The organism is Paenibacillus sp. FSL R7-277, assembly GCF_000517965.1.
Lineage (GTDB): Bacteria > Bacillota > Bacilli > Paenibacillales > Paenibacillaceae > Paenibacillus_AQ > Paenibacillus_AQ silagei.
In genome coordinates this window covers 25,654-38,565 of record NZ_ASPX01000013.1, presented here as the reverse complement: position 1 = coordinate 38,565, position 12,912 = coordinate 25,654, and the positions used below count along the sequence as shown (strand labels likewise).

General features: G+C 53.0%; 12 protein-coding genes and 2 pseudogenes. 10 read left to right on the top strand and 4 right to left on the bottom strand.

The window, feature by feature from the left end:
- The 4 genes and pseudogenes from C173_RS34880 to C173_RS06890 form a co-directional block, all read right to left on the bottom strand.
- Positions 1 to 330 (bottom strand): annotated as a pseudogene (locus C173_RS34880) (hypothetical protein); the annotation flags it as partial.
- A gap of 327 nt (positions 331 to 657) precedes the next feature.
- Complete coding sequence (efeB, locus tag C173_RS06900) at positions 658 to 2,007, bottom strand: iron uptake transporter deferrochelatase/peroxidase subunit (protein ID WP_081751052.1); 1,350 nt, start codon at positions 2,005 to 2,007, stop codon at positions 658 to 660.
- Between the two features lie 5 nt (positions 2,008 to 2,012).
- Entirely contained in the window at positions 2,013 to 2,927 is a 915-nt protein-coding gene (efeO, locus tag C173_RS06895) for an iron uptake system protein EfeO (RefSeq protein WP_036723519.1), read from the bottom strand.
- A 201-nt stretch (positions 2,928 to 3,128) separates the two neighbouring features.
- Entirely contained in the window at positions 3,129 to 4,106 is a 978-nt protein-coding gene (locus C173_RS06890) for a LacI family DNA-binding transcriptional regulator (RefSeq protein WP_036723518.1), read from the bottom strand.
- Positions 4,107 to 4,582: 476 nt separating this feature from the next.
- On the opposite strand from C173_RS06890, the gene C173_RS06885 reads away from it, so the two are divergent.
- The 10 genes and pseudogenes from C173_RS06885 to C173_RS06845 all read left to right on the top strand — a co-directional run bounded on the left by C173_RS06885 (position 4,583) and on the right by C173_RS06845 (position 12,876).
- Positions 4,583 to 4,807 carry a helix-turn-helix domain-containing protein gene (locus tag C173_RS06885; RefSeq protein WP_019908812.1) on the top strand — a complete coding sequence of 75 codons (225 nt, stop codon included), beginning with the start codon at positions 4,583 to 4,585 and terminating at the stop codon, positions 4,805 to 4,807.
- A gap of 163 nt (positions 4,808 to 4,970) precedes the next feature.
- Entirely contained in the window at positions 4,971 to 5,219 is a 249-nt protein-coding gene (locus tag C173_RS06880; RefSeq protein ID WP_036723516.1) for a hypothetical protein, read from the top strand.
- A complete protein-coding gene (locus C173_RS06875) occupies positions 5,216 to 5,611 on the top strand; it encodes a retropepsin-like aspartic protease (RefSeq protein ID WP_036723515.1) in 396 nt (131 codons plus the stop codon). The genes C173_RS06880 and C173_RS06875 overlap by 4 nt, the downstream gene beginning before the upstream one ends.
- Positions 5,575 to 5,686: pseudogene (locus C173_RS34875) on the top strand (LuxR C-terminal-related transcriptional regulator); the annotation flags it as partial. The gene C173_RS06875 and the pseudogene C173_RS34875, both read left to right, overlap by 37 nt.
- A gap of 341 nt (positions 5,687 to 6,027) precedes the next feature.
- On the top strand, positions 6,028 to 7,017 hold the full coding sequence (locus C173_RS06870) for a LacI family DNA-binding transcriptional regulator (protein WP_036723514.1): 990 nt from the start codon (positions 6,028 to 6,030) through the stop codon (positions 7,015 to 7,017).
- A 20-nt stretch (positions 7,018 to 7,037) separates the two neighbouring features.
- Positions 7,038 to 8,027: an N-acetylglucosamine kinase gene (locus C173_RS06865; RefSeq protein WP_036723512.1), complete on the top strand. Its 990-nt coding sequence runs from the start codon at positions 7,038 to 7,040 to the stop codon at positions 8,025 to 8,027.
- Positions 8,012 to 9,310, top strand: coding sequence for a 6-phospho-beta-glucosidase (locus C173_RS06860; RefSeq protein WP_036723511.1), 1,299 nt, complete (start codon positions 8,012 to 8,014; stop codon positions 9,308 to 9,310). The genes C173_RS06865 and C173_RS06860 overlap by 16 nt, the downstream gene beginning before the upstream one ends.
- A gap of 24 nt (positions 9,311 to 9,334) precedes the next feature.
- On the top strand, positions 9,335 to 10,261 hold the full coding sequence (locus C173_RS06855; RefSeq protein ID WP_036723510.1) for an ABC transporter permease: 927 nt from the start codon (positions 9,335 to 9,337) through the stop codon (positions 10,259 to 10,261).
- Between the two features lie 43 nt (positions 10,262 to 10,304).
- Entirely contained in the window at positions 10,305 to 11,195 is an 891-nt protein-coding gene (locus C173_RS06850; RefSeq protein ID WP_036723509.1) for a carbohydrate ABC transporter permease, read from the top strand.
- 34 nt (positions 11,196 to 11,229) lie between these two features.
- The gene (locus C173_RS06845; RefSeq protein ID WP_036723508.1) at positions 11,230 to 12,876 is read left to right on the top strand and encodes an extracellular solute-binding protein; all 1,647 of its coding nucleotides are present in this window, start codon (positions 11,230 to 11,232) and stop codon (positions 12,874 to 12,876) included.
- Positions 12,877 to 12,912 lie beyond the last annotated feature (36 nt).

Below are 12,912 nucleotides of genomic sequence, written 5' to 3'. Positions count from 1 at the left end.
CCCCCCCCCCCCCCCCGCCAAGGCTTCCGCCGCGGCGTCCAGCGCGGCGTCCACCTCAGCAGCCGGACCGGCGAGTGCCGGGTCCGGCTTGCTCTCGTTCGCGCTGCGCCACAGCGCCGCGAACGAATCAACATCGGCCGCCGCCGCCGCCCAGCGGCTCTGGCCGGCCTCGACCAGCGCGCTGCCTACAGGCGGCAGCAGCTCATCCAGCGGCGCGCCTGACGCAGAAGCCGGCGCGCCGGGCAGCAGCACAAGCAGGCAGAGGAGCAGCAGCACTGCCCTGATCGGCCGCCATGGACTCTGTGTAACCGTGATCATCATCGGGATCATTCCCTTCAAGTTTAGCGAGGAGGGGTCAGTTGCAACGGACTCAGCTGCGCTTATTTTAGTAATATTAACGTTTCTGCAAGTTAAACGGACTCAGTGGAGCTTATGTACAAATAATTGGGAGGAAAACGCCCGCTGTAGCGGAAATAAGCGCCGTGCAGTCCGTTGGAGTAGCTGAATATGCTCGAAAAGAGAAAATAAAGGCCTCTCAGTCCGTAACGATCAGCTACCTTTCCGTCCTCTCCGGTCCCCGAATCGCCGTTGCGCTTTCGGCCTCGCAATCCCCATAGCTCCTGCTTCCTCAGTGTCACCGGTCACAGCCTAGGCATTTCATCCCTCGAGCAGCAGCTCCCCGATATATCCGCCTTCCCGTACACCCGGGAAGCAGGCGAAGACGCCGCTGCCGGTGTGAACCATGTATTCATTCAGCCGGTCATTCTTCGCAAGGCGCTGCTGGATGCTGACGAACTGCTTCATCAGATCCTTTTGGAAGCTGATGAACACCAGACCGGCATCAAGCTGTCCGGTCTTGAGATCCATGCCGCTGGAATAGGAGTAGGAGCGCCGCAGAATCTTGACCGAGCCGTCCCCATGAGCGAGGGCGGAATGGGAATCCGGCGGAATGACGGGCTTGCCGCTGGCATCGGCTGCTGCCAGATTCAGCTCGGCGAATTCATCTCCGGCTCCAATCGGTGCACCGCTCTGCCGGTGCCGCCCGAAGGTGGCCTCCTGATCGCTCAGCGAGGAGCGGTCCCAGACCTCAATACGGAACCGTACGCGGCGCACCGCAAGATAGGTGCCCCCGTTCATCCAGGCCGGGCCATCGGCGCTGCCGCTCCAGACGATATTTCGCATCTGCGTCTCATCGGTGACGTCCGGATTCCCCGTGCCGTCCTTGAAGCCAAGCAGATTACGCGGGGTGCCGCCTGACGGATCGGCGCTGCCGCTGCGCTGGAAGCCTTCCTGGGTCCAGCGCAGTACCGCCGTACCCCTGGCGATACGGGCGAGATTGCGGATGGCATGGAACGCCACCTGCATATCGTCCGCGCAGGCCTGCACACAGAGATCGCCGCCGCACCAATGCGGCTCCAGGCTGTCCCCTGTGAATGCCGGGAGCTCGGTGAAGGAGGCGGGCCGTTTGCCGGAGAGGCCGAAGCGGCTGTCGAACAGGGCCGGACCTGCCCCGAAGGTAAGCGTGCACCCCGAAGGGGTGAGGCCGTCCGCCTCGCCGGTGTCAGTAGGCGGGAGATTGGGCTTGTCGTTCGCCGTGCCGATCATCGTACCCGAGGTCAGGGCAGCAGCGGCGGCAGTCCAGTCCTCCAGCAGTTTTTTCAGATCACTGACCTTGGTAGTCGTCACATCAAATGAAGCGAAGCACAGAAAATTCTGCGCAGGGGTAAGAATCCCCGCCTGATGCTTGCCGTAGAAGGGGATCGTATCCGCCTGTTCTTCATTCTGCCCGAAGGCTGCGGCGGCCGGGACCGCCCGTCCTGCTGCCTGGCGTGCCACCATAATGCCGCCCACACCGCCTCCGCCGAGCAGCAGCCCGAGACCCGAGGCACCGGTCAGCCGCAGCATATCGCGGCGGCTGAATTTGGTGTTGAACAGTTTGGTCTCCGGCGCAGGAATCCCGTGATCCGCGTCAGCCTTATTCCGGGAATTATTATCTTTCTTGTTCATATCGGTCACACTCCCAGAATCGTTCCCATGTTGGATAGCGGCTCAGCCAAGGCGTCGAGGTTCTGGCTTAACCTGCGGACCTCCTCCGGTTTGAGCGTTTCGTAAGAGACGTAGCCCTCCCCCGATTTGAACGGCGCCAGCTCATTCATTAAGGCGGTGAACCGCTCGCCGATGGTTTGCTCAAGGGCCGGGTCTTTTTTGGCCAGCTCCGGCTTCAGCAGCTCATAGATCTTCTGGGCCCCCTCCACATTCGCCACAAAATCATACAAATCCGTATGGGAATAACGCTCCTCTTCCCCCGTTACTTTGGAGGAGGAGACTTCATTCAGCAGCTCAACAGCCCCGGTAACGAGCAGATTGGCATCGATTCCGGCCGTCTCCACCTTGGCGCGCAGCAGCTGCGCATCCTTCAGCAGGCGGTCCGCGACATCCGTCATGCCCTCCGTTGTATTGTTCTGCCAGAGAGCCTGTTCAATCTTATGGAAGCCGCGCCAGTCCGCAGCATCTACATCATTCTCACGGGCATCAATATTCGGGTCCAGATCCCCAAGCGCTTCAGCGATCGGCTCGATCCGCTCATAATGCATGCGTGCCGGAGCATACAGCGTCTTGGCTTCATCCAGCTTGCCCGCCTTGACAGCATCCGTGAAGCCCTCGGTCTGCTTAACGAACGCATCGCATTGTTCAATGACGTATTTGCGGTATTCGTCGATGGCAGTGGTGAAATCTGCATTCGTCTCACCTCCGGCCTTCGCTACACTTTCTGCCCCGCTGCCTGCCTGGGCTGCAGCATTATTCCCGGAGTTGTTACCACTGTTGCCGTTGTTGCCATCGTTATTACTGTTGTCCTTGCCCGCACAGCCGGCAAACAGGAGGGAAGCCGCAAGCAAACCTGCGGGTACTGCATAGCCTATTTTCATCTGTATGGATACCCCTTTTCATTTATGAAAATGATAATCGTTATCAATGATGGACTTATCATAAATCTCCCCCTATTGGCTGTCAATAAAAATGTGATAATTATCATATTCATACTGATCCGCACAAATAAAATGCAAAAATACGCCTCCCGGCAGGCGGAAGACGCAGTTCGTATATATAAATTTCCGGCTGATCGGATTCTACACCGTGAACCGCTCAATAATCCGGTAGTCCAGCTTGCGGTAGACCGGCTCGGGGCGCTCCGAGTGAATCTGCTCATGGATAATGCGGAAGGCGGCGGCCCCCATCTCATACAGGTGGTTGTCCATGGTGGTAATCTGAAGCAGCCGTCCAATCGGCTGGTTATCGAAGCCCATAACTGCGAGGTCCACAGGGATGCTGAGGCCGGCTCTGCGCGCTTCAATAATCAGCCCGGCTGCGACATGGTCTCCCGTAATAATCATGGCTTCCGGCCGCTGTGGCATCTTCAGCAGGGACTGTGCAGCGGCTGCGCCGTCTTCCTCCGTTGTACAGTCATAGATCATCCATTCCTCTTCAAAAGCCAGCTTATGCTCAGCAATGAATTCGCGGTAAGCAGCCTGCCGGATCACGGCACTGCTGCCGTTACTCCTTCCTTCGCAATAACCGATGGAGCGGTACCCTTTGCCGGTCAAGTACTCCAGCCCCTCCCGAAAAGCCGCATAATGCTCAATATAGACAGAAGAATAGCGCCGCTCTCCGCTGTCCTGGCAGGTGACGACCGGACCGTAGGCCGTGTACTCCTCGATGATGTCCGGTTTCAGCGCAGTAGATACAATAACAACACCGTCAATCTCTTTATGGCGCAGCATCTCCAGCACTTTGATTTCTTCTTCCTCCAGGTAATTGCTCTGGCACAGAATCAGCCGGTATTGCGAGAGCAGCGCCTCGTGGGCAAGGCCATTCATAATAATCGAGAAATAAAAAGCATGAATATACGGCAGAATCACCGCCACCGCACCGGTACGTCCGGTAATCAGATGAACGGCGTTCATATTGCGGGTATAGTTGAGCTGCTCAATCGTTTGCAATACAGCGGCTCTTTTGTCCTTGCTGACATACGGATGATTATTGAGCACCCGTGAGACGGTCGTTACAGACACTCCGGCCATCCGGGCGATTTCTTTAATATTAGCCACGTTCGTCTGCGCCTCCTGTGTGAGACTGGTATGTCATTATTCTAACATAGAAATGAACAGCTTTTCGGCCGATAAAAAGCTTGCTATGGAATCCATTTCATACTTTACACTGGGGGTGCAACAAGCCTTACCGGAGAAACCGGCGTGACCGCAAGGGCGTGACGGACCGGTAACGTTAGCCATTTCACGCTGCGGGCAGGAAGGATGTTCAGTAATATTTTTTCCTGAGCAACCCTTTAGCAGCGTGGTTTCTATAGACATTGCCCGACGGATGCCGCCTTAATGACTAAGGAGCAGCAGCCGTTTTTTGTGTGTATTCCGGTCAGAAGTACCGGGTTTGTCCATGCTCCGCGCCTGCCCCCGCCCAATTTAATGCTGCGACAGCACCATTAACTGCCCCTCCACATAGTATGTTTTGACTGTATCCCTTTACCTTGTTATACCAAACAAACCCAGGGCAAGGAGGGGTGACACCATTGAAGGGCAACGAACATCATAGCAAATTTTTGCTGACGCATCGTGAACGCGAAGTATTCGAGCTTCTTGTGCAGGACAAAACTACACGGGATATTGCCGGACTGTTATTCATCAGCGAAAAAACCGTCCGCAACCACATCTCAAACGTAATGCAAAAATTAAACGTAAAAGGCCGTTCGCAAGCGGTTGTCGAGCTGATCAAGCTTGGGGAGCTGAAAATATAGCTGCCATGCTTCAGAGGTGATGCGTTTAAGCCTTCTCTTATCCTTCGGGATGAGGGGAGGTTTTTTGTTGTTGCGTGTCAACTCTCAATTCGTTTTCGAACTATGATAAAATGAATTCATTAGAACCACTTTTTATCGATGGCTACCCGGGAGGTGTGAAAGAATGAAATGGCAGCAAGTAAGAGAATTGTTTCCTGACCAATTTGTTTTGCTTTCCATTCTTGACTATCGTGAGGAAGATGATAAGAAAATTATAACGGAAGTAGCTCCTGTTCGTGCAGTATCTGAGAAGAACGCCAACCAGGAATTTTTCAGCGCCGAACCTGGAAATCTTGTCTATCACACTGCCAATGAGGAGTGCGTTATTCATCTGCGCAGAGACCCATTGATGAGAGTGAGGCGGCGATCATGAAGATAGCTTATGATGGACAACTTCTGACAACAGATATTTCCGTATGCTATCAAGGGAGAACGCTGCAAATTAAAGATATCATTATTGATACGGGTTCATCGCGTACTGTGTTCAGTCCTGATGTACTCGAAGAGATAGGTGTTACGTATGAAAACGGAGACCCCGTATACGAAGCTTATGGCGTTGGTGGAACCGTACCTTTTTACACCAAGGTTATGGATCAGATAGAAATTGATGCCTTAAGAATTGAAAATGTGGAGATTGATGTAGGAATATTGCCCAAGTCGCATAAAGGCTTGCTCGGCTTGGATATCTTGAAAACATATGGATTTACCGTGGATATGGAAAAGCTGGAACTCAGACGACCGTCCGCAACCACATCTCCAACGTAATGCAAAAATTAAACGTAAAAGGCCGTTCGCAAGCGGTTGCCCTGGCTGATTAAGCTTAGGGGGTTGAAAATATAGCTGCCCTGCTTCAGCTTGCGCCACGTTTAAGCCTTCCTTTACCCTTCACGGGTGAGGGGAGGTTTTTTGTTGTTACTAGTCCCTGGTTATCCCAATTCCCGGAATATTAAGCACGGCTGCATTTATGGATTGACGGCCGGGGGAATTGGTTGTAAAATCAGTGTAAAGTATAAACCTTTAAACTTTAGGGATGGTTTTGATACTTTTAATAAATGCAAAGCTGACGTCCAATGTTCGATTTTTCAGTCAGGCTGTAAGTTATGGCGTGCTGAGTAAATCTTTTTTATTTCTTTGAAAGTTAAATCGTTTAAACTTTTAAGTGTGGAGGCATAGATACTTAGATGAACATTCATGATGTAGCCAAGAAGTCGGGGCTCTCTGTAGTGACCGTATCCAGAGTACTTAACAATTCCCCCTCTGTACGTGAAGGCAACCGCCAGAAAGTGCTGAGAGCGATAGAGGAATTGAATTATCAGCCCAATTCAGCAGCACGGAGCCTTGTGCGCGGCAAGACCGGAGTCATCGGGATGTCGATTACCAACTTTAATGACTCTTTCTATGACCGTGTGATCCGCGTGGTGAACCGGAAGCTGGCAGAGCAGGGGTACTTTCTGGCCCTGTCCATAGCCGAGAACGATGATGATGGGGTGAACTTCCTGTTCCAGAAGGACCGCGTGGACGGGATTATCCTGCTGTCTCCGCTGGAGGAGAAGGAATATGTGGAGGAGCTGAAGCGAAAGAACATCCCGGTTGTCCTGCTGGATAACCAGTTCGAGCATGAGGATGTTCCGAGTGTCGTTGTCGATAACTATCAGGGCGGGTATGAAGCAACAAGACACCTGATTAGTCTTGGACACACCCAGATCGCCTATATCGGCGGCCCTTCGGAGTTCCTGAGTGTAACGGAGCGCAAACGGGGTTATGTCCAGGCGCTGGATGAAGCGGGACTAACGCCCTTTGGCACGGAATATTGCGGCTTTACGGTAAGCAGCGGTTATGAGGTGGCGAAGAGATGGGTCCGCGAGGATAAGCTGCCGACAGCCATTTTTTCGGGAGACGACTTTATTGCCCTCGGTGTTGTTCAAGCCCTGCGTGAGGAGGGGATTCTGGTGCCTCAGGATATCTCCGTGGTCGGCTTTGATGATCAGCAGTTCGTCGGTGAATTCTACCCGCGGCTCACAACGGTCAGACAGCCAGAGGCGCAGATGGGCAATATCGGCGTTGACTTACTGCTGAAGCTGATCAATGGGGAGGTGATGCCGCCTGCGGTAACGAAGCTTGCTCCTCAGCTTCTCATCCGTGAATCTACCGCTTCTGTTCGATTAACTTGAAATTTAGGAGTGAATGATCTGTGAAGTATTTTTTGGGAGTGGATGCAGGGGGCAGTAAGACCTACGCAATGATTGCAGATGAACAGGGGAAGCTTCTCGGTGCAGGCAAGGGCGGGAACGGGAATCATCAACTGAACCGTGAGCAGGCGGAGAATAGCTTGCAGCAGGCTGTAGCGGAAGCCATTACAGCATCCGGGCTGACCAGGGAGCAACTGGATTATTCCTGGTTCGGATTGGCGGGAGCGGACAGAGAGGCTGATTTTAGGATTTTACGGCCTATCATCGGCCGCCTCGGCCTTCCCCGGACGGAGATTTCCTGTGATACCTGGAATGCGTTGCGTTCAGGTACAGAGAAGAATTACGGGATCGTGCTGATTTGCGGATCGGGCGTGAACTGCAGCGGCAAGAATCCGGCGGGTGCTACCTATCAATGCGGCGGATTCGGCTACCGGTTCGGGGATTTCGGCGGCGGCTATGACTTAAGTATGGAGGTCTTCCGCAGCGTCCTCAGGGCGGATGACGGAAGAGAACAGAAGACGGTCCTAAGCGAACGCTTAACTCAGTTGCTGGGCTATTCCAATGTCCCGCAGCTAAGAGAGGATTACCTCGATCATTTCAGAGACCTGCCTCCCCAAATTGCGGAGCTGCTGTTTCAGGCGGCAGAGGAAGGGGACCCGGTGGCTACCGGGCTGCTGGTCAAGCAAGGGGATGAGCTGGGTCTGGCGGCTGCCTCGGCTGTCCGCCGGTTGGCCATGGAGGAGGAGTCCTTCGACATCGTGCTTGCAGGCAGCCTGCTGACCAAGGGAGACCGCCCGGGTATCATCCGCCGGGCCATTGAGCGAAGAGTGAAGCAGGCGGCTCCGTACGGCACATTAAGGATTTTAACCCGGGAGCCGGTTGTAGGTTCGGTCGTTCTGGCAATGGAAAGCGGCGGGTTGCATGTGAATCAGGAGGTTCTTGATCATCTATCACAGGGTAAGGAGGAGCAATTATCATGGGGGAAACATTGAAGCTGGTTGTTATCGGAGCGGGGTCGTCGTATACGCCTGAATTAATTGAAGGGATCATCCTGCACCACCAGGAGCTTCCTGTCCGCGAAATATGGCTGGTGGATATTGAAGAAGGAAGAGAGAAGTTACATACGATTACGGAACTGAGCAAGCGCATGATTGCTGAATCCGGACTGCCGATTACCGTTGCAGAGACGCTTGATCGCCGGGAGGCCATTGCCGGAGCGGACTTCGTCTGCACGCAAATCCGGGTAGGGATGCTGGAAGCACGCAAGTGGGACGAATTGATTCCGCTTCGATACGGTGTCATCGGTCAGGAGACGACGGGTCCCGGAGGCATGATGAAGGGCCTGCGGACCATCCCGGTCATTCTGGATATTTGCAGGGATATCGAGGAGCTGGCACCGGATGCCTGGCTGCTGAATTTTACGAATCCGGCCGGAATGGTAACTGAAGCAGTTCACAAATATTCATCGGTTAGAAGCGTAGGCCTGTGCAACTCGCCAATCGGGTTTCAAAAGTGGCTCTCCGGGTTCTTCGGACTTCCCATAGAGAAGATCTATGCGGAGTTTGTCGGCATCAACCATCTGCACTGGGTATCCGATGTCGTGATTGACGGGAAGAGCAAGCTGCAGGAGCTTATTGATTACCCCGAGAGCTATAAGGCAAGCAATGTGCCGTTTGATTCCTGGGACCACCGGTTTCTGAACAGTCTGAAAGCTATCCCTTCCTATTACTTGAGCTATTACTATATGACGGATGCGATGCTGGCGGAACAGAAGGAAGCCGCAGCAACGGCCGGATCACGCGCTGAAGTCGTGAAGAAGGTGGAGGAGGAGCTGTTTGAGCTGTACCGGAACGTTGAGCTGAAGGAGAAGCCGGGGCAGCTGGAACAGCGCGGCGGAGCCTATTACTCGGAGGCGGCAGTGCTGCTGATGCGTTCCATTCATAATGATTCGCGCGATATCCAGACGCTGAATGTAAGGAATAACGGAATTATTGATTTCCTGCCGGACGATGCCTCGATTGAGGTGAATTGTATAGTCACCAAGCAGGGGCCGCTGCCGATTCCGCTGCGCAGGGTTCCCCAGTCTGTCAGAGGTCTGCTGGCTGCCGTCAAGCAATACGAGAGCCTTACCATTGAGGCGGCTGTACACGGAGACCGGGATGTGGCCCTGCAGGCGATGGTTCATCATCCGCTCATACCTTCGGTTACCATAGCGGAACAGCTGCTGGATGAAATGCTGGAGAAGAACAAACCGTTTTTGCCGTTATTTCAATAGAATCGTCCAGAGGAGGTCAAGCGGATGAATACGGCCGGGAAACCGAGCAGGTGGAAGAAGTTTAACAGTCAATTGGATTTGCAGTCTATGGTTTGGCCGGGAATTATCTTTGTATTCATTTTTAGTTACATTCCGATGTATGGCGTGGTTATGGCGTTCCAGCAATACGATATTTTCGGCGGTATGATAAATAGCCCCTGGGTGGGATGGATGCAATTCAGAATGTTCTTCGAGGCGCCGGAGTTCTGGAATGTGATGCGCAACACCCTTGTGATTAGTCTGTTAAAATTGATTATCTCTTTTCCTGCCCCGATACTGCTTGCCCTGATGCTGAATGAAGTCGGGCATATGGGCTTCAAACGCGTGATCCAGACCGTCAGCTACCTACCTTATTTCCTGTCCTGGGTTATTGTATCCGGTTTCGTATTTTCGCTGTTGTCCGTTGATAACGGAACGGTGAACTATCTGCTGGAACGGTTCAATCTGGTCCAGGAGCCGGTTAACTTCCTTGCAGTACCGAAATACTTCTGGTCTATTCTGGTAAGTGTAAATGTCTGGAAGGAGGTCGGATTCGGAAGTATTGTCTATCTGGCGGCGATTGCCGGCATTGATCCGACCCTGTATGAGGCTGCATCTATAGACGGAGCAAGCCGCTTTAAGCAAATTCACCTGATTACACTCCCCAGCATTACCCCCATTATCGTCATCTTTATGATTCTTGCCATCGGCGGTCTGCTCAGCGCGGGCTTCGAGGATATTCTGCTGCTTGCAACCAATCCAATCCTCAGGCCCTACTCCGATGTGATCGACACCTATGTGTACCGCGTCGGGATATTAAATGCCAGGTTCTCTTATGCGACAGCGGTAGGGCTGTTCAAAGCGGTAATCAGTGTCCTTCTGCTGGTGACAGCCAACAAAATCGCCCGCCGGGCAGATGTAAGTCTCTGGTAGATACCACAACAATGCTCTAAAAACCTTTTAGGAGGGCCGAACAATGAGACTAAGCCTGGGCGACAAAATGATGCAGCGGAGTATTTATATCCTTTTGGCATTGCTGGCGCTACTCATGCTGTACCCGTTTTGGAACGCGCTCGTCATTTCCTTTAATCTGGGGAGCGATACGGCGCTCGGCGGTGTAACCTTGTGGCCGAGAGCCTTCACCCTGGAGAATTATTATATTGTGTTTCAGGATGACCGCCTGCTGAATTCGTTCCTGATCACCATTCTTAGAACGCTCTGCGGCACAGCATTATCCGTATTCTTTACGGCCTTGCTAGCTTACGGCATGTCCAAGAAGACCTTACTTTTCCGTAAACAATACATGGTGTTCTTCATGATTACGATGTTCTTCAGCGGAGGGCTTATCCCCAGTTATTTACTCATCCGTTCTTTGGGGATGCTGGATACCTTTTGGGTGCTGATTATCCCCGGCATCATCAGCGTCTGGAACATGATTGTCATCCGCACCTTCTTCAGCGCTTTGCCGGAGGGACTGGAGGAATCCGCCAAAATCGACGGCAGCAGCAACTACGGCATTTTCTTCCGGATCGTGATTCCCGTCTCCGGCCCGGTGCTGGCCACGATAGCCTTATTCACTGCAGTCGGTTACTGGAATGACTGGTTTACGGGAGCGATCTACATTACCGAGGATCGCCTGCTGCCTATACAGACGCTGCTGCGGCAGGTGATGAACTCCAACATCATGACCCAGATTGGCTCCTCGAATGCGATCGCGCTGGATCATATGAACCGGAATCGGACGATTACCACGAAGTCACTGACTATGGCTACGATGATGATCGCTACTATTCCGATTATCCTGACCTACCCTTTTCTCCAGAAGTACTTTGTGAAGGGCGTGATGGTCGGTTCATTGAAAGAATAGCAGTCCCCATCTTACGTAGAAAGAAGGAAAAAGAATGCGCAAACGCCTGACATGGGTAGCTCTGTTGCTGACTTCGCTGGTGCTGCTGCTCGCTGCCTGTAGCGGAGGGGGGAATTCTGACACTTCACAGAACACAAGCGGGAACAATTTGAATACCGGGGCCGCTACAGATGACGACAGCGGGATCAAGCCTGTCACTTTCAGCTTCTATGGCAACTACGACTGGCTCACGACATCACCATGGGGGGAGAATGAGGCGACGAAGTGGATTCAGGAGAACCGCAAGGTTACGGTTGAACCGATCCAATCCGGAGGAGCGGCCGGAGAAAAGCTGAACACGATGATCGTCGGCGGCGATTTGCCGGATGTCATTTTCACGGACCGGGGGTCCTCAGTGGAGAGGCTGGTGCAGGCGGGGCAGCTCGTTGCACTGGATGATTACTATGAGAAATATCCGAACTTCAAGAAATATGTGAAGGAATCGACCCTGAATCTGCTCCGTTCCGACGACGGGAAAATCTATCAAATCCCGAACTGGTATACCTCCGGGCAATTCGGCAACGGCGGATGGATGGTGAATAAGGATATCTATAACGCACTCGGCCGGCCGGCGCTGGAGACCTTTGATGACTTGTATCAATATTTGGTCCTGGTGCAAGACAAGTATCCGGATGTAGTCCCTCTGGAGGTTGGGGAGAAGGGGGCAGGTCTGGAGATCATGTATGGCGGTTTCAAGGAGAACTCCACCAGCAAGTTCGTTACACTCATGGGATACCCGGATGGCGACAAGCTGTCATCGATCCTGGATGATCCCGCTTACGAGGAGATGGTGTTGTACATCAATAAGCTGTACCGTGAACGGCTGATTACGCAGGATGCGCTGCAGCAAACCCAGGATGCGGTCAAAGAGAAGGTCAACACCGGCCGCGTAGCGGTCATGGTTGAATCCAATATCACTACGTATGGAGCCGAGGGACACCGGGCATTGACAGCAAGCAATCCGGACAGCGGTTATGAAATTATCTGGCCTGTCCACAAAGCAGGAGTAGACAAGACCAAAGTATTTGTAAGCGGCTTTGAGACGCTGGGCTGGAACGTCAGCGTCATTACCAAACAAGCCAAGGACCCGGAGGCTATCTTCGCTTACTTTGACTGGATTACGGGTCCGGAGGGACAGAAGGTGCTGTTCTTCGGCCCCAAGGGCTTGTACTGGGATGAGGAGGATGCGGATGGAGCGCCGATTCCAAACGAGAAATACAAGACAACGCCTGCTAACGAGCGTACGGATACGATGCGGAAATTCGAGGACTTCAACTGGGCCGGGAATACGACCTTCATTGATACGGCCAAAATGAGCCTCGAGGCGCTGCTCTCCGCGAACCAGAAATCCTGGGAGACCGTGGCCCAGTCCACCGTGACCTGGAAAACCGCGCTGGACATTACACAATTCGTAAATACCGACCCGCTCCCCGATACAGAGACCGGCATTATCGCACAGAATATCGCAGATATTTACACTCTTGCTTACGCCCAGATGGTTCAGGCGAAGTCGGATGAAGAGGTGCTGTCGGCGCTGGATACCGCCAGAAAGAACACTGAGAAAGCGGGACTGGATAAGCTGCTTGAGTTCAGAACTGAAAAATGGCAGGAAAATGTGAAGAAAATGAACCTGACGAAATAACTGCCGTACGGGCAACTGGCCAAATAAAACTATGAT